This is a genomic window from Bacteroides sp. MSK.20.82 (assembly GCF_019052485.1).
Classification (GTDB): domain Bacteria; phylum Bacteroidota; class Bacteroidia; order Bacteroidales; family Bacteroidaceae; genus Bacteroides; species Bacteroides thetaiotaomicron.
The window spans coordinates 56,322-72,615 of sequence record NZ_JAHQUN010000001.1; the positions used below are offsets into that span (position 1 = coordinate 56,322).

The 16,294-nt window shown below is 40.9% G+C and carries 17 protein-coding genes; 6 read left to right on the top strand and 11 right to left on the bottom strand.

Annotation, left to right across the window (positions count from 1 at the left end):
- The first annotated feature begins 8 nt into the window (after positions 1 to 8).
- Together KTR07_RS00280 and KTR07_RS00285 are read left to right on the top strand one after the other, a co-directional pair.
- On the top strand, positions 9 to 224 hold the full coding sequence (locus KTR07_RS00280) for a hypothetical protein (protein ID WP_005859034.1): 216 nt from the start codon (positions 9 to 11) through the stop codon (positions 222 to 224).
- A 24-nt stretch (positions 225 to 248) separates the two neighbouring features.
- Positions 249 to 1,052: a reverse transcriptase family protein gene (locus KTR07_RS00285; RefSeq protein WP_254306521.1), complete on the top strand. Its 804-nt coding sequence runs from the start codon at positions 249 to 251 to the stop codon at positions 1,050 to 1,052.
- Between the two features lie 85 nt (positions 1,053 to 1,137).
- Here KTR07_RS00285 and KTR07_RS00290 read toward each other — a convergent pair whose 3' ends face one another.
- From KTR07_RS00290 to mnmE, 5 genes are all read right to left on the bottom strand, one after another.
- Positions 1,138 to 2,013, bottom strand: coding sequence for a hypothetical protein (locus KTR07_RS00290; RefSeq protein ID WP_005859030.1), 876 nt, complete (start codon positions 2,011 to 2,013; stop codon positions 1,138 to 1,140).
- Between the two features lie 264 nt (positions 2,014 to 2,277).
- On the bottom strand, positions 2,278 to 2,643 hold the full coding sequence (locus KTR07_RS00295) for a hypothetical protein (protein ID WP_005859029.1): 366 nt from the start codon (positions 2,641 to 2,643) through the stop codon (positions 2,278 to 2,280).
- 9 nt (positions 2,644 to 2,652) lie between these two features.
- Positions 2,653 to 3,759 carry a site-specific integrase gene (locus tag KTR07_RS00300; protein WP_005859027.1) on the bottom strand — a complete coding sequence of 369 codons (1,107 nt, stop codon included), beginning with the start codon at positions 3,757 to 3,759 and terminating at the stop codon, positions 2,653 to 2,655.
- Positions 3,760 to 3,843: 84 nt separating this feature from the next.
- Positions 3,844 to 4,755, bottom strand: coding sequence for a helix-turn-helix domain-containing protein (locus KTR07_RS00305; protein ID WP_005859021.1), 912 nt, complete (start codon positions 4,753 to 4,755; stop codon positions 3,844 to 3,846).
- A gap of 267 nt (positions 4,756 to 5,022) precedes the next feature.
- On the bottom strand, positions 5,023 to 6,420 hold the full coding sequence (mnmE, locus tag KTR07_RS00310) for a tRNA uridine-5-carboxymethylaminomethyl(34) synthesis GTPase MnmE (RefSeq protein ID WP_008764704.1): 1,398 nt from the start codon (positions 6,418 to 6,420) through the stop codon (positions 5,023 to 5,025).
- A gap of 132 nt (positions 6,421 to 6,552) precedes the next feature.
- Between mnmE and KTR07_RS00315 the strand changes: the two genes are divergently transcribed.
- Complete coding sequence (locus KTR07_RS00315) at positions 6,553 to 8,460, top strand: ATP-binding protein (protein WP_008764705.1); 1,908 nt, start codon at positions 6,553 to 6,555, stop codon at positions 8,458 to 8,460.
- An 81-nt stretch (positions 8,461 to 8,541) separates the two neighbouring features.
- Complete coding sequence (locus tag KTR07_RS00320; protein WP_008764706.1) at positions 8,542 to 9,201, top strand: NAD(P)-dependent oxidoreductase; 660 nt, start codon at positions 8,542 to 8,544, stop codon at positions 9,199 to 9,201.
- Between the two features lie 69 nt (positions 9,202 to 9,270).
- On the opposite strand, the gene KTR07_RS00325 is transcribed toward KTR07_RS00320, so the two are convergent.
- The 4 genes from KTR07_RS00325 to KTR07_RS00340 all read right to left on the bottom strand — a co-directional run bounded on the left by KTR07_RS00325 (position 9,271) and on the right by KTR07_RS00340 (position 13,244).
- A complete protein-coding gene (locus KTR07_RS00325) occupies positions 9,271 to 10,149 on the bottom strand; it encodes a nucleoside phosphorylase (RefSeq protein ID WP_008764707.1) in 879 nt (292 codons plus the stop codon).
- Positions 10,150 to 10,311: 162 nt separating this feature from the next.
- Positions 10,312 to 11,313 (bottom strand): flotillin-like protein FloA, encoded by a 1,002-nt coding sequence (gene floA / locus KTR07_RS00330; protein WP_008760314.1) that lies wholly within the window; start codon positions 11,311 to 11,313, stop codon positions 10,312 to 10,314.
- Between the two features lie 23 nt (positions 11,314 to 11,336).
- Positions 11,337 to 11,807 carry an NfeD family protein gene (locus KTR07_RS00335; protein WP_008760315.1) on the bottom strand — a complete coding sequence of 157 codons (471 nt, stop codon included), beginning with the start codon at positions 11,805 to 11,807 and terminating at the stop codon, positions 11,337 to 11,339.
- A 9-nt stretch (positions 11,808 to 11,816) separates the two neighbouring features.
- A complete protein-coding gene (locus tag KTR07_RS00340) occupies positions 11,817 to 13,244 on the bottom strand; it encodes a tetratricopeptide repeat protein (RefSeq protein ID WP_008764708.1) in 1,428 nt (475 codons plus the stop codon).
- Positions 13,245 to 13,383: 139 nt separating this feature from the next.
- Between KTR07_RS00340 and KTR07_RS00345 the strand changes: the two genes are divergently transcribed.
- Positions 13,384 to 14,130 carry an ATP-binding protein gene (locus KTR07_RS00345; RefSeq protein WP_008764709.1) on the top strand — a complete coding sequence of 249 codons (747 nt, stop codon included), beginning with the start codon at positions 13,384 to 13,386 and terminating at the stop codon, positions 14,128 to 14,130.
- A 27-nt stretch (positions 14,131 to 14,157) separates the two neighbouring features.
- Complete coding sequence (locus tag KTR07_RS00350) at positions 14,158 to 14,529, top strand: DMT family protein (RefSeq protein WP_008760318.1); 372 nt, start codon at positions 14,158 to 14,160, stop codon at positions 14,527 to 14,529.
- Positions 14,530 to 14,654: 125 nt separating this feature from the next.
- Here KTR07_RS00350 and KTR07_RS00355 read toward each other — a convergent pair whose 3' ends face one another.
- Complete coding sequence (locus tag KTR07_RS00355; protein ID WP_008764710.1) at positions 14,655 to 15,671, bottom strand: FAD:protein FMN transferase; 1,017 nt, start codon at positions 15,669 to 15,671, stop codon at positions 14,655 to 14,657.
- A 39-nt stretch (positions 15,672 to 15,710) separates the two neighbouring features.
- A complete protein-coding gene (locus KTR07_RS00360; RefSeq protein ID WP_008764711.1) occupies positions 15,711 to 16,292 on the bottom strand; it encodes a manganese efflux pump MntP family protein in 582 nt (193 codons plus the stop codon).
- Positions 16,293 to 16,294 lie beyond the last annotated feature (2 nt).

A 16,294-nucleotide genomic window follows, 5' to 3' on the forward strand; every position in this document is an offset into this window, starting at 1 on the left:
AAATGCTTATGGCTAAAAAAAAGAAGAAGCCTTCAAAGAGAGGGAAGAAGGCTTACAAAATTTCCCTCCATTGTTCTCCAATGATTGTAACACAGGAGAAGAAGATAAAAAAATTGGCAAAATGGATTAAAGCCATTGCTGAATTTATAAAGGCATTGATTCAATTATCGAATGTAATGAAGCCTTTGATTGAATGGTGCAAATCTTTTTTTGAATTGTTATAATCAGCTCTCTAATTTCTTTTTTTGATGATAACAAACGAAAAATATTTACTATATATACTGGGTGTTAATAAGGGACAGTTGGATTACTTATTGGCACACATAGAAGATTACTATTATTCTTTTGAAAGAGTAAAATTTAATAAGTTTACTGACAAACCAAAGAAGAATAGTAATGGAGAAATTGCCACTAGACAAATAAACTCGTCTAGAGGAAAACTAAAAGAGGTTCAAACGCGCCTTTACGATTTTATGTCAAAGCAAGTTAAAATTCCTCAATATGTTTATGGTGGTATTCGGGGGAAAAATAATGTGCGTAATGCTCGTCTTCATCAAGGAAATAAATATATATTTACGACAGACTTGAAGTCATTTTTTCCATCTATTTCTCATAAGCAAGTTTTTCAAATGTTTCTTCGAGAGGGTTGTACGCCTGCTATAGCAAGAATATTAACTAAACTAACTACTCATAAATATCAAGTTCCGCAAGGTGTTCCAACCTCAACTTTAATTGCTAATTTGGTATTTAAACCCATAGGTACGGAAATTGACCAGTTAGCAAAGGAGCATCATATTAAATTTTCAATGTTTGTTGATGATATAACTTTGTCATCTAAAGTTGATTTTAAAAATCTAGTACCTCAGTTCCTTGCAATCATTAAAAAGTCAGGATTCAGAATCAGTCACAAAAAGACACATTATCAAACTAAAAATCCTATTATAACAGGTGTAATATGCCAAAATAACCGACTTCTTGCTCCTTTGGGTTATAAAAAAAAAGATAGCAATACTATCCAAGCAGCTCTCAACGCACGAATTTATAAAGAATAAGCTACAAGGAATAAAAGCGTATTTGTCAATAATTGAAAAATCAAGTTCGCTTTGACTATTTATGTTGTCATTATATGTGGTGATTTTATGCAATTCTCCTATCTAATTTAATCTTGCATACGGATTCCGTATGCGACATCTTACGCTCAATGGTAGATATTTCTGAATCACGGAGGGTATGAGCAAATACCCTTTTGATAAATGTGGCTGTCTGCAAACGTGGCTTGCCAAATGCCTTACCTATATTCCAACCAAAGTGCATGATGTCAATGGTTTTTAATTGGGCATCAACCTTTATTTGCTCGACTTTGGGCATAGTATCTGATAAGTAATATTCTGTAATATATCCACATAGACGATTGAGGTCAGTTTCGCTAAGGTAGAGAACCAAGTTTTGTTTCGTATATGCGAGAACCTTATCTAATTTTTCTTGCGATGCTCGTTCCTTCTCAGCCATAGCGTTGGCACGGAATATCTCGTATTCTGATGGCTGATTGGATTCTGCGATGGGTATATTATTGATGGTAGAAGGTGTGGCTTCTTCCTTTGGAAGTTCTGTCACATCTTCATTGAGTTCAGAACACGAAGGGGTAGAAACTTCTTCTGTTGTGTCAGATTTAATTTCAATTTCAGGTTCAGAAATGATGGATTTTGAAATAATGGTACTTTCGGCAAGTTTCGAATGTTTCACTAGAGCTTCTACCACCACAGCCTTATTACGGTAGCCCTCAAATCTCAAAATGCATCTTTCTATTGTTGGGGAAAGGAGTTGTCTGAATGCCATTTGTAGATTGAGGTAGATAGCTCCTATGACAATAGAGCATACTATAAGAATAAGGTAGCTGCTGAACTCGTCCCAACCATAGTGAAGTACGGTCTGACGGGCTAAAACACTAATGATAATGATTGTACCAAAAACAATCAGATGCAATGTTATCTGTTCTATCTTTTTCTGCTCCATAGTGAGTTGTATTAATCGTTTGTGTGCAAATATATAGGATTAATTTTTGAGAAAATCCATAGTTTTGCTTGTCAATGGGCTTTTGACGATATATTTCATCACTTTTCATCATGTTACATGCTTAATAATAAGCGTATTGCAAATTTCTTGTTTTTAGATGAAAATAGTTGGTGCAACAAACTTGTGTATCTCAAAAATAAAAATTATCTGCATCATTTGGGATAAACAATGCAGATAATCAATAGGGTATAGAGGTATAGTTTATTAGCAATACAATGTATGGTTTGTACCTTTGTTGAGATATAACAGGATGTTGTAATCTTGATTATGAGTAACTTTGTTTATTAACCATCTCCTGAATGCTGCAGAATGTCCAGTGTCTATTTGATAGGATAGAGCTATAATCATGTTGAGATTATATACATCGGCACTATTCCTATTTTCCAACTTTATACATTGGCAGATGTCATACTTCTTTAAGACATTGGCTTTCAATATTGCTTTTAAACGGGAATTGATTGATCCAACTGTTGTATAGAATAAGTCGGCAATCTCCCAAACGGTCATCCATACTTCTCCATCAGAAATATGGATACCATGTCCGTTGTTTGTTATGATTCCTCGTTTCATAGCTGTAATTTATTTCAGTGAAATCTTATTGGCTGTCTCTCGTTTCTTTACATTGACCAAATCTGCGTAGATTTGAGTAGTGGAAACGTTCTTGTGGGTTAGCATCTTTGAGACAGTGTAAATATCTGTGCCTAAAGAGATTTGGATAACTGCGTAGGAGTGACGAAATCCGTGGAAGGTTATCGGCTTCGTTATTCCTGCCTTTTTGAGCCAGTTCTTCAGCGGATAATTAATCATACTTCGTTTCAACCCTTTGAATACCTTACCTGTGTCGGGCATACCGCATAGTTCATAGGCTTCGTAGCTGATGGGGAGTGTCGCTTCCGTTTGGGTTTTCTGAGTTCTGATACGCAAGCAATAGCCTTGGTCGGGAGCAATGGCAAAATCTTCCCATTGAAGATTGAGAATATCGCTGATGCGTAAACCTGTCAGACAAGCAAACAATGAGGCGGCTTTCAGAACGGGGATGTCGCAAGGAGTGGCGGCAAGTTGTTTCACTTCGTCCAGTGTCAGGTATTCTTTCTTCACATCTTGTGGTTCAATCTTGTCAAGATAGTCATTGATGTTTTCTCGAAGCCATTTGTCTCGGTAAGCAATCTTCAACAATCCTCTGAAAGTAGAGTAGTAGCCGGATGCCGAATTGAGAGATATGGGACGATTGCTGTGTTTGAGCTGCTTGGCATTCAACAGGTACTCACGGAACTTCTTACATAAATCCACATTCACTTCGCCGAAGGTACATTGCCCTTTGACGAAGTTGTAGAAATGCTGATAGACAAACATCCATTTCTGGTCTTTGCTTCGGCACATCTTTTTGAAGTAGGCGAGAAAGTCGGCTTTCTGTTTGGTCTTGTCTAAGAAACCGAACTCTTCATTGATGAGCGATTGCACTCTGATACAACGGATAGCCTCTGCCTTGTTTAGCATATCGTTGTTGAATTCCCGTTCCATTTCATTTTTAGGATGGGCATAGATGTAGATGCCGAGATATTCCCGACGGCTCATCTGCATGGTTTCGGGGTTACGAACTGCCGGATAATAATCCAGATACAAGGAGATGCGATTATTCCGAATCGCTCTCTGACGAACTGTTACTTTTGTACACGTGTGTGTCATACTGTTTAATATTTAGAGTTTTACATTTGTTTGGTGCAAAGGAATAAGGTGATTCAATGGTGAGAACATTCATCGATAAATAACTTATTCAATTTTTGGGGCTGCAAGTAGCTTATCCAATTCAGGTTTGGAGATAAGCGTGTATTTGCCCTTCTTGACCTTTGGGATATTATGATATTTCGCATAATGATAGAGTTGGTCACGGGTAAGATTGAACTTCTCCATAGCTTCGGCTACCGTATAATACTGAGGTTCTTCGGGTACTTCCACTCCTTTGGCTATATCGACATGTTTCTTGGAATAATACACCATGATACCTTCTTTCTTCTTTGGAATGGCATTCTTAGAAACGAAAGTGTAGATAGCGGATAAGGTCATGCCGAATTTTTCCTGCATTTCTTGTGTACTATACCATTCATTGATGTCTGGACTCGGGGCTTTCTTGGCAAAGTAAGTGTCCATGTGCTTCTTGCTCCAGTAGGTCTTGCCACGATTGAAAGTGCGAGGAATGTTGTTCTTCTTGGCTACCGCAAATATCCATGATTCATTTACATGATATTTCTCTTTGACTTCGGCTGTGGTGTAGAAATCGGTGATAGGAATAGTGTCCTTCGGATGTCGTTGTTCATAAGGACGAGCTTCTACCATCCGGTCAATATCTTTTTTACGGATAAAAGACAACCTGCTACTGATGCGGAATGCTTGCAGCTTTCCGGCATATACCATTTTATATACGGCTTGTTTACTCAGCCCTAATAAAGTCGCAGCTTCTTTGAACGATAGATATTCTTTATCCTTGAAATCGGATATGGGTTGTTCACTGATGATCGTTTGGACTTTGGTTTCTACTTCTTGTATTCTCTTCTGCCGTACCGTTTCTTTGTATGCAAGATTATTGCACCGATGAGAACAGAAGCGTGTTGTTAGCTTTTGGGCATAAAATGTTGTGCCACACCACTCGCATACCTTTTTGATTTTCATTTTACTTGTTGCCATATTCGTTACTTTTTAGAGGTTTATTTCTCTTGTTATTTCTCCATTTTGTTCAACTATCGTCAATCATAGTCAACCACAGTCAACTTTCTCCACGACCTTTCCGACCTAAAATCGGAGAGTAACAAGCGAGTAACAAATACGGTACAAAAATGAGCTGAAAAAGCCCTATAAACGATAACCATCGCTTATAAGGCTAAAAAGAAAGGCGCTCAAAATGAACGCCTTAATAATCATTGATGATATATGCTAATCGCTGGTAATCACTACCTACTTACCGATGCAAAAATGCTGAAAGATATTCTGAAGCACCATATCATTCGTCACTTCCCCTGCAATATCCGAAATGAAGAAAATACACTCCCGTATATCTTGCGAAAGAAAATCTCCAGATATATGCGTTTCAAGCCCATCCTGTACCCGGTGAATAGCATCTAAAGCTTTACTTAAAACTTCATAATGCCTTACGTTTGTCACAATAATATCATTCTGTGTTACCGTAGGCAGATGTGCTGCGTTAATAAGCATCTTTTGTAACTCGTCGGTCTGTTTACGTTCTTTTGCCGATATGAAGATAGACTTCGTGTATTCTTTAGGAAAGTCCTTTAATAAAGCAGATAATTCTTCTTTCTGCTTTTCCTCAATCAAATCCGCTTTGTTGAATACAACAATTAGTTGCTTCTCTTCACAACGAGGAATGATCTTTTCTGATAATTGCTTTATCTGAGAAGATGCATCAGATGAATCAACCATCCAAAGTACAATCTCCGCTTGATCCAGCTTTTGGAATGTACGTTCAATACCAAGACTTTCAATGGTATCATTTGTTTCCCGGATTCCGGCAGTATCAATGAATCGGAAAGTGATGCCACCTATATTAATAGTATCTTCAATGACATCACGCGTGGTACCATGAATATCACTGACAATTGCTTTATCCTCGTTCAGTAATACATTCAGTAAAGTTGATTTCCCCGCATTCGTTTCACCGATGATAGCTACCGGAACACCATTCTTAATGGCATTCCCAACATTAAATGAATGAACCAGTCGGGAGATAACCTGCTCTATTTCATCTGCGAGTTTTCGCAATGCCGAACGATCAGCAAACTCCACATCTTCTTCGCTGAAGTCAAGTTCCAGTTCGATCATGGAAGTGAAGTTTAGCAACTTACTTCGTAGGTCCGTTAACTCTTTGCTAAAACCTCCCCGCATCTGACTCATGGCCAAACGATGAGTGGCTGCGGAAGAAGATGCAATCAAATCGGCTACAGCCTCCGCCTGACTTAAGTCCATCTTTCCGTTGAGGAATGCGCGTTGGGTATATTCTCCCGGTTGAGCCATACGGCAACCGTTCTTAATCAACAATTGCATTACTTGCTGAAGAATATAGGAAGAACCATGACACGTGATTTCTGTACTATCCTCTCCCGTATAAGAATGAGGAGCCCGGAAAAGACTCACAAGGACTTCATCTATGACTTCTTCTCCATTATAGATACGCCCGAATGTCAGCGTATAAGGCTTTTGTTCACTAAGTAATTTGCCGGCTTTGGCTGGTTGGAAGATGCGGCTTGTAATGGAAATAGCTTCAGGACCGGAAACACGGATGCTTCCGATGGCTCCTCCTTGAGCGGTAGCAATAGCGCAGATAGTATCTTGATTCATTATATTTCTTTTTGGATGATGCAAAGATAATTGTTTCTAAGTAAAAAAAATAAGATTAGACACAACTTGTGTTTTATTTGTTTATATTTGCTGCCGTTCAAACAATGCACATACAAAATATAATGATAGTCTATGGAGCCGGATACAAACTTATATTCACCGAATGAGAATAATGAAATCATACGGGAAAATTCACAAAAGATACTTTCTGTACTTGCCGCACATCAAATAGCTTTATGGGAATATGACATTCCGACAGGGAAATGTAGCTTCACGGACGATTATTTCCGCACGTTAGGCTTGAAAGAGGCGGGAGTAGTCTTTAAAGACATTAATGACTTTTACCATTTCGCATACCCCGAAGATATAAATGCCTATCAGACAGCTTTTGCTAAAATGCTTGCTTCGGAGTCCAAAGCATCTCAGATACAGGTCCGTTGTGTCGGGGAGCATGGTGAAGTGATTTGGCTGGAAGATCATTTCTTGTCTTATAAAGGGAATGAAGAAGGAGATCCGGATAAACTGTTGGCATATACTGTAAATGTTACCTCCCAGTGTGAAAAGGAACAGCATATTAAACATCTGGAAGAACATAACCGTAAAATAATAGAAGCTTTACCCGAATTTATCTTCATCTTTGACGAGAATTTCTTTATAACGGATGTGCTGATGGCGCCGGGTACGATTCTGCTGCATCCGGTAGAAGTGCTGAAAGGAGCGGACGGGCGCAGTATTTATTCTCCGGAAGTAAGTGATTTGTTTCTTTGCAATATTCGCGAATGCCTGAAGGACGGGAATCTGAAAGAGATTGAATATCCATTGGAAGTGGAGGGGAGTAAACATTATTTTCAGGCACGCATCGCCCCGTTTGAAGGTAATACCGTGCTGGCGTTAATACACGATATTGGCGACCGTATCCGTCGTTCCGAGGAATTAATTGAAGCGAAACGGCGTGCAGAGGATGCCGACCGGATGAAGTCTGTATTTCTCGCAAATATGAGTCATGAGATTCGTACTCCGCTGAATGCTATTGTGGGATTTTCGGAGATTATGGTTTTAACGGAGAATGAAGAGGAAAAACATGAATATCTGGAGATTATCCAGAAGAATAGCAATCTGCTGTTGCAGTTGATCAATGATATTTTGGACTTGTCCCGCATCGAATCCGGTAAATCGGAGATGCACTTCCAGCAAGTTGAAATAGCCGGTTTGGTGGATGAAGTGGAGAAGGTGCATCAGTTAAAGATGAAGTTGAATGTGGACTTGAAAGTGGTTCGTCCGCAAGGAGAGTTCTGGACTTCTACCGATCGGAACCGTGTGATGCAGGTACTCTTCAATTTTTTATCCAATGCCATTAAGAATACTGAAACGGGAAGTATCACATTGGGATTGAAACAGGAGGGAGACTGGCTGAAACTGTTTGTCAGCGATACGGGCTGTGGAATTCCGGAAGAGAAACTTCCTCAAATCTTTACTCGTTTTGAAAAACTGAACGACTTTGTGCAAGGTACCGGACTGGGGCTTTCTATTTGCAAGAGTATTGTAGAACGTCTCGGTGGCCGTATTGAAGTTAGCTCGGAACTGGGACAAGGTAGTACGTTTGCGCTTTATCTGCCTTATCAGGAGATACCGGTAGAAGTTGCCGAACGGAGTCTTTCTACTAAGATTGATTCTGAATCCGTACGTCATAAAAAGATTTTGGTTGTGGAGGATATCGAATCGAACTTTGCCCAGTTGAATATCTTACTGAAGAAAGAGTATACTATTCTGTGGGTGCGTAACGGACAGGAAGCAATCAATAGCTTTATTCGGGAAAAACCGGACTTGATATTAATGGATATTCGTATGCCTGTGATGGATGGCATTCAGGCTACAGAGAAGATTCGAACTATTTCTCTTTCGGTTCCTATTATTGCAGTCACTGCCTATGCGTTCTATACGGAACAGCAACAGGCTATTCAGGCTGGATGCAATGCAGTTATCTCCAAACCATATTCTTTGGAGAAACTGAAAGAAACGATAGAAACCTATATCGGATAATTAATTTTCTAAAAGGAGACCAACATTCTGAAAGTTAGATTGTTATTAAAGTAATAATAACAATCTAATTTTTGTTGGAATATGGAGAAAGTGAAAAAGATAGTCCTCATCGGAGCTAGCGGCTTTGTTGGTTCCGCTCTGCTAAATGAGGCATTGAATCGTGGCTTTGAAGTGACAGCTGTAGTTCGTCATCCCGAGAAAATAAAGATAGAGAACGAGCATCTGAAAGTAAAGAAAGCGGATGTCTCTTCGCTCGATGAAGTATGCGAAGTTTGCAAAGGAGCGGATGCCGTTATCAGTGCATTCAATCCGGGATGGAATAATCCTGATATATATGACGAAACCATCAAAGTATATCTGACTATCATTGATGGAGTGAAGAAAGCGGGAGTAAATCGCTTCCTGATGGTAGGTGGTGCCGGATCACTGTTTATTGCGCCGGGATTGCGACTGATGGATTCGGGTGAAGTTCCTGAGAATATCCTGCCCGGAGTTAAAGCTTTGGGAGAGTTTTATTTGAATTTCCTGATGAAGGAGAAAGAGATTGACTGGGTATTTTTCTCTCCGGCAGCAGATATGAGACCGGGAGTACGCACCGGACGTTACCGTTTGGGCAAAGATGATATGATTGTGGATATCGTGGGTAACAGCCATATTTCTGTAGAAGACTATGCGGCTGCAATGATCGATGAGTTGGAACATCCCAAGCATCATCAGGAGAGATTTACGATTGGATATTAATGAAAAAATGGCTTGAAACATACAATACAGAGTATGATTCAAGCCATTCTGTTATGATGGATATATCTCTTATATTCTATCGAGCACAGTCTTAATCAGTGTATCGATTGTATTCTTATATCCGGTATTAGCCTCTTTGATCAGTCGGTTGGCTATCACCATGCAGACGGTCATTGCCTTATGTCCCATCAGTCGGCTAAGTCCTGCAAGTGCCGAACTTTCCATTTCAAAGTTGGTAATCTTAAAGCCTTTATATTCAAATGCTTCAATCTTATCATTTTGTTTCGGGTCTGCTAACGGAATACGGAGTTCACGTCCTTGTGGCCCAAAGAAGCCTCCTGCGGCAATCGTTACACCACGTACCATATCTTCTTTAGCAATCCGGTCAATCAGTTCTTCACTGGCATCAATAACATAAGGCGCAGGGGCACACATATTTCCCGACCAGCCCATGTGATTAAGGAAAGCACGTTCGAAAGGAAGATCGCATACCGCATTGCGTCCGGCGTAAAAATTCAATAATCCGTCGAAACCGATAGATTTCTGTGAACAAACGAAGGTGCCTACCGGAGTATTTGGCTGCAAGCCGCCGCACGTACCGATACGTACTAACTCCAGTTGGCGGAACTTTTCTTTTTCTTCCCGTGTCTCAAAGTTGATGTTGGCAAGTGCATCCAGTTCGTTCATAACGATGTCGATATTGTCGCAACCAATTCCGGTAGAAACCACTGTGATTCGTTTACCTTTATATGTACCCGTGATTGTTTTGAATTCGCGGCTTTCCACTTCGCATTCTTTGTTTTCAAAGTGAGAAGCTACGAGTGCTACACGTCCTGGATCTCCTACAAGGATCACTTTATCTGCCAGCCATTCGGGCTTTACGTGAAGATGGAATACCGAGCCGTCTTCGTTGATAATCAGTTCAGAGGATGGAAAGTACTTTTTCATGTTATTGAACGGTTTTAGTTTTACAATAAGTCGTATATATAAATAGAAACGCCGGAACCGGATTTTAGTTCGGAAGAGGTATCTTTCTTTTCTTTTGCAAGTTTGTCAAAGAGAAGATACGCAGATGAACTGAATAGGAATCGGGTTCCAGCGTTTGGTAGACTATTTACTCAAAGGCTGGTTGGTGGTACCACCAGTCGTTGGTTTGGCAATGTTTTCGCGCATTGAAGTATCGGCTTCGATATTTTTCATACGGTAATAATCCATTATACCCAGATTGCCGCTACGGAAGGCCTCTGCCATTGCTTTAGGTACTTCCGCTTCCGCTTCGATTACTTTGGCACGTGCTTCCTGTGCCTTAGCTTTCATTTCCTGTTCGGAAGCGACAGCCATTGCACGGCGTTCTTCTGCTTTAGCCTGTGCGATGTTCTTGTCTGCATTAGCCTGGTCAATCTGCAAAGCTGCACCAATGTTTTTACCTATATCGATATCCGCGATATCAATAGACAGAATTTCGAAAGCTGTTCCTGCATCCAATCCCTTGCGGAGTACAAGTTTAGAGATAGAATCCGGATTTTCGAGTACTGACTTGTGGTTTTCCGAAGAACCGATAGAGGAAACGATACCTTCACCTACACGGGCAAGGATGGTATCTTCTCCGGCACCACCGACCAGCTGCTTGATGCTGGCACGTACTGTTACACGAGCTTTCGCTATCAGCTGGATACCGTCTTTGGCTACTGCAGTAACAGGAGGAGTATCAATCACTTTCGGGTTTACAGACATCTGAACAGCTTCAAACACATCACGTCCGGCAAGGTCGATAGCGGTTGCCATCTGGAATGACAGCTCAATGTTGGCTTTCGATGCGGATACCAGCGCATGTACTACTTTTTCTACATGGCCTCCGGCAAGGTAGTGGGCTTCCAGTTCATCACGGGTGATGTTCTTCAATCCGGCTTTGTGGGCTTCGATCATGCCCGGAACAATGATATACGGCGGAACATTACGGATGCGCATCAGGAAGAGTTGAATCAACGAGATGTTAACGCCTGATACTTTAGCCGACAACCAAAGGAAGAACGGCACATAATGGAAAAATAGTATTAGGAAAATAATACCTCCAACAATCAGAACGATAGGTAAGTACAAAGATGTTTCCATTGATAATTTATATTAAGTGAATATTATATTTTGTGTTTCTCAACCAGGATGGTACCGTCAGTGATGCGGCTCACAATGATGGGAGTTTTTTCATTGAGGAAGCCATCTATCGATCTTACTTCCACGATGTTACCGTTAATCTCAGCATAACCGATTTGTGCCAGGCGGGTAGTGCTGATTCCTGTGTCGCCTACCTTGACGCTCTTTTCCGCACTGCGGTCTACTTTCGAGTCAATATCTTTTTTCAAAGCCAGCTTATCCAGCATCTTCGAACGCATGAACCAGATAAGCGAGCCGATACAGGCGACAGCCGATATCCCTAAAGTGATAAATCCTCCTGCCATACCCAGATTGGCGAAAGCGTAATAGTTGGCATAGAGAATACAAGCAAGTGCTGAAATGCCAGCCAGGCTAATCCCCGGAATGACAAACAGTTCAACCAAAAATAGTATTACTGCAGCAATGATGAGAACGGTGATAATCAGTATGTCCATAACTCTGTATTATTTTGATTTTGTTTTTTCGGCATTACGCACACTTACTCCAAGAGCATCCAGCTCTTCATTCATTTGCAGAATTCTTTTTTCCAGATCAAGGATTGCGGGAGCAAGTTTTTCTTTTCCTTGTTGATTGGCGCTTGCATATTGCTGGCGCAGACCGTTCAGTTTATCTTCCTGTTGCAGATAATCTTTTTCCAGTTGCCGGTAACTTTGGAACAGTAGCTTTGCTTTGGGTGATTTGAAGTCACTCAACTGATAATAGGTCGTGCTATCATCGATGACAAACTCGAAATCAACCACACGACGTTCCTGTGGCTTATGATTGATTGCCTCTTTCAGACGTTGCAGTGCCTCCGTTACTGTATTTTCATCTTTCCAAGTTTCCTTCAGCGAATGAATCTGTGCCAGACGGATCATCTGCTGCGGGTCCATCGCCTCATAATTATAAGTCTGTTTAGACGAATTAGGAATGAATACATAGATGCAGACTTTCTCTTCGGGCTGGAAACGGTCGGAGGCAAACCAACCCAGATTATTGTATTCGTCGATGACGTACATATAATCATTATAAGGTGAATTGAACGGCATTCCCACATTTTCCGGCGTCAGATAAGAGTCCGTATTTGTGTTGTAACGAGTGACAAAAATATCATATCCTCCCAGTCCTTCGCCATCGGTTGCATAATAAATAGTAACACCATCCGATAAAACAAACGGGTAGTTGGCGTTTCCGGATTCGTTGATGCTGCCGGGCAACGGGCGACCGTTGCTCCATTCATTCAGTAATTTATTTTTGGAGAATATATCCAGATTGCCTCTTTCTCCCTTTTCGCTATAATAGATTTTATTACCGATTTCTGTTTCATAAACTGTTCCCGGATGATCTCCTTCGGTCTGGAAGAATTCGTTGAATGTAAATAGCTTGCCAGACTCTTCACTGATCTTGTATGCGCTCAGGAAATTTGCTTTATCTACCACGAAACTGTCAATAATGCACACGTCTTCTACTCCTTTGAGCATACGCAGGTCAGCTTTGCTCTTTTCCAATAGAGCTTCAGCTTCTTCCGTCGATCTTTTGCGTTTGCTGAGGTCGGCGATATATTCTTCAAAGCAGTTGACTGCATCTTCGAAACGATAAGTATCATTGTAAGCTTGTCCCAGATAGAGTTGTCCACCGGCTACCCGTCTTTTTACAGCGGTTTCGAGATACTTCACGGCTTCTTCCGGTTCTCCGGTTTTCAGGCAGCAGACACCGTACCAATAGCTGTAGTTACCATTGGATGGTTGAGATTTGGCATATTTCTGAAATACGGGTTTGGCTTGTTCGTAGTCACCTTTTGTAAATAAGGTGCGTGCCTGTTCCAATGTTTGTGCAGATACTCCTCCGAGGAAGAAACTGCAAATTATAAATAGAATATATTTTCTTTTCATTGTTTTATTCACTAATCCATGCATCAATTGTTCAAAAGTACAAATTTATTAGAAATAAACCCTTTTTCAGAGATTCTATTATGTTAATTCTTCTTTAAATCATTCTTTTCGCTTACTTTTGCAGCCGATTTTTGAAGATATGACACAATTTACGGAAGAAGAGAAGACGATCCGCCGTATTGAACGGCGATTCAATAAAGGAGTGGTGCAGTATCGACTGATAGAAGAAGGGGACAAAATCCTTATCGGACTGTCGGGCGGGAAAGATTCGTTGGCACTTGTAGAGTTGCTGGGCAAGCGGGCGCGTATTTATAAGCCTCGGTTTTCTGTGATAGCTGTCCATGTGGTGATGAATAATATTCCTTACCAAAGTGATACTGAATATCTGAAAGCATATTGTGACTCTTTTGGAGTGCCTTTTGTGCAGTACGAAACGTCCTTTGATCCTGCTACGGATACGCGCAAGTCTCCCTGCTTTCTTTGTTCCTGGAATCGTCGGAAAGCTCTGTTTACGGTTGCCAAGGAGCAAGGATGCAATAAGATTGCTTTAGGACATCACATGGATGATATTTTGGAAACATTGTTGATGAACATTACTTATCAGGGGGCATTCAGTACGATGCCGCCTCGCTTGGTGATGAAGAAATTTGATATGACAATTATCCGACCGATGTGTATGGTGCACGAGGCTGATCTGATTGAACTGGCTGCATTGCATGACTACCGGAAACAAGTGAAGAATTGTCCTTATGAATCACAGTCCAGCCGAAGTGATATGAAGGGTATTCTGCGACAGTTGGAAGCGATGAATCCGGAAGCTCGCTACAGCTTGTGGGGGAGCATGACGAATGTGCAGGAAGAATTGTTGCCGGATAAAATAGACTGATAATTACTAATTTTAGTATATAATAAGATGAAAGGTTTCTATACAATTTTATTACTCATTGTATCCAATGTCTTTATGACCTTTGCATGGTATGGGCATTTAAAGATGAAACAAGAGTATTCTTGGTTTGCTGCTCTTCCGTTGATAGGTGTGATTACCTTTAGTTGGGTTATTGCATTTTTTGAATATTCTTGTCAAATACCGGCGAATCGTATCGGCTTTGTCGGGAATGGCGGTCCATTCTCGCTGATGCAGTTGAAAGTGATTCAAGAGGTGATTACTTTGATTATATTTACTGTTTTTACCACTGTTTTCTTTAAGGGAGAAACATTGCACTGGAACCATCTGGCAGCATTTGTTTGCCTGATTGCAGCTGTTTATTTTGTGTTTATGAAATAATTGTTTCAGCCACTCTGAAACAGAGGCTTCGTTTGGCTTCAACAGAGGTGCTGTTTTATATAAACGGAGGCTCTATTCGTATGAAATGGAGCCTCCGTTTATATGCTTATTTGCAAAGCATTTTTCTATTTGGCATCAGGCATATATCGTTTCATACCATCCGTATAGTAAGTCTTAAACTCTCCATTCTCGCCGCTATATATAAAGTAGGCATCGATCATAGGATTTGCTTTACAGAATTTTTCGGCTTCTTCCAGTTCCATTACCATGAAAGAGGTAGCCAAAGCATCAGCCGTCATACAGTCTTCGGCAATCACAGTAGAAGATAGGATACTGTGCTGTACCGGATAACCTGTTCTGGGGTCGATGGTATGAGCATACTTTTTGCCATCCTTATAATAATAGTTGCGGTAGTTTCCCGAAGTAGCCATACCTAAATCTGTCAGGTTGAGTACTACTTGTATATCTTGCTTAACAGCTAATGAGTCGTCGTACGGCTTGTTTATTCCGATACGCCACAGATCTCCTGTCGCATTTTTACCTTTTACTACTACTTCACCACCTATATCTACCATATAGTTTTTGATTCCTTTCCGATCGAGTAGACGGGCTATTACATCTACCGAATAGCCTTTTGCAACCGCACTGCAACTTAACATTACACGCGGATCTTGCTTGACTACCTTTCCGTTTTCCAGCTTCACTTTTTCGTAACCGGTAATCTGTAGCAGGCTGTCTATCATCAATGAATCAGGGAAGGCGCCTTTCTTAAAGCCAAATCCCCAGGCATTGGCAAGAGGGGCTATCGTTATGTCAAAAGCTCCTTTTGTTTCACGGGAGATTTCCATAGAACGGTTGAAGCAAGTTTGGAAAAAGCTGTCTGTCACCAACTCTTCGTTGCGATTGACGCGACTAATGACCGAACTGTCATTGAACGGTGAGAGAGACTGGTCGAAACGTTTTAATTCCGCTTCAATCTCCGGTTTCAGATCAGCGTCATGTTGATACGCGATCTTGTATACTGTCCCAAACACAAAACCACTGGCGGTATTAAACTCTGCTTTTTGGTTACGTCTGGCTAATATCCAGATCGTTGCCAAGATGAGGAAGGCCAGCCAAAGGAAACTCTTTTTTGTTTTCATACGTTTTTCTGTTTTTTTTATTAGAGGAACCAATGCTTATTATTGTAAGAATAGATGTTCTATCAATATTTTTAATCCGATAGCGACTAGAATGATGCCGCCCCATAATTCCGCCTTTAATTTCCGTGCACATCCACAACCACATTTGATACCGAAGTAAAGGCCAATGAGCGACATGACGAATGATACGAATCCGATGATAAGGATAGGAGAGAGGATTTCGGTATAGTTGTTGATTCCGAGCAGGGCAAAGGAGATGCCTATTGCCAGTGCATCGATACTTGTCGCTATCGCCATTGTGAATACGACTTTCGGACTTGCGGGGTTAAATGTCTGACGGCAGTCCTCGTCTTTAAAAGATTCAAGAATCATACGTCCGCCCAAGAAGGCAAGGATAGCGAAGGCGATCCAGTGGTCTACACTTTCTATCAGGTGGCTGAAAGTCTTTGCAAACATCCATCCAATGAATGGCATCAGAGCCTGAAAAAGTCCGAACGCCAAAGCCATGACCAGCATCGGTCTCCATTGAGTACGTTTCAAAATAATACCGCTTGCAATTGAAACAGCGAAACAATCCATCGCTAAGCCTATTGCAAGCAGCCAAATCTCTAGTCCTGTCATTA

Coding starts and splice junctions, on each gene's coding strand:
- KTR07_RS00280 (WP_005859034.1), top strand. CDS start 9: ATGGCTAAAAAAAAGAAGAAGCCTTCAAAGAGAGGGAAGAAGGCTTAC.
- KTR07_RS00285 (WP_254306521.1), top strand. CDS start 249: ATGATAACAAACGAAAAATATTTACTATATATACTGGGTGTTAATAAG.
- KTR07_RS00290 (WP_005859030.1), bottom strand. CDS start 2,013: ATGGAGCAGAAAAAGATAGAACAGATAACATTGCATCTGATTGTTTTT.
- KTR07_RS00295 (WP_005859029.1), bottom strand. CDS start 2,643: ATGAAACGAGGAATCATAACAAACAACGGACATGGTATCCATATTTCT.
- KTR07_RS00300 (WP_005859027.1), bottom strand. CDS start 3,759: ATGACACACACGTGTACAAAAGTAACAGTTCGTCAGAGAGCGATTCGG.
- KTR07_RS00305 (WP_005859021.1), bottom strand. CDS start 4,755: ATGGCAACAAGTAAAATGAAAATCAAAAAGGTATGCGAGTGGTGTGGC.
- mnmE (WP_008764704.1), bottom strand. CDS start 6,420: ATGAATCAAGATACTATCTGCGCTATTGCTACCGCTCAAGGAGGAGCC.
- KTR07_RS00315 (WP_008764705.1), top strand. CDS start 6,553: ATGGAGCCGGATACAAACTTATATTCACCGAATGAGAATAATGAAATC.
- KTR07_RS00320 (WP_008764706.1), top strand. CDS start 8,542: ATGGAGAAAGTGAAAAAGATAGTCCTCATCGGAGCTAGCGGCTTTGTT.
- KTR07_RS00325 (WP_008764707.1), bottom strand. CDS start 10,149: ATGAAAAAGTACTTTCCATCCTCTGAACTGATTATCAACGAAGACGGC.
- floA (WP_008760314.1), bottom strand. CDS start 11,313: ATGGAAACATCTTTGTACTTACCTATCGTTCTGATTGTTGGAGGTATT.
- KTR07_RS00335 (WP_008760315.1), bottom strand. CDS start 11,807: ATGGACATACTGATTATCACCGTTCTCATCATTGCTGCAGTAATACTA.
- KTR07_RS00340 (WP_008764708.1), bottom strand. CDS start 13,244: ATGAAAAGAAAATATATTCTATTTATAATTTGCAGTTTCTTCCTCGGA.
- KTR07_RS00345 (WP_008764709.1), top strand. CDS start 13,384: ATGACACAATTTACGGAAGAAGAGAAGACGATCCGCCGTATTGAACGG.
- KTR07_RS00350 (WP_008760318.1), top strand. CDS start 14,158: ATGAAAGGTTTCTATACAATTTTATTACTCATTGTATCCAATGTCTTT.
- KTR07_RS00355 (WP_008764710.1), bottom strand. CDS start 15,671: ATGAAAACAAAAAAGAGTTTCCTTTGGCTGGCCTTCCTCATCTTGGCA.
- KTR07_RS00360 (WP_008764711.1), bottom strand. CDS start 16,292: ATGACAGGACTAGAGATTTGGCTGCTTGCAATAGGCTTAGCGATGGAT.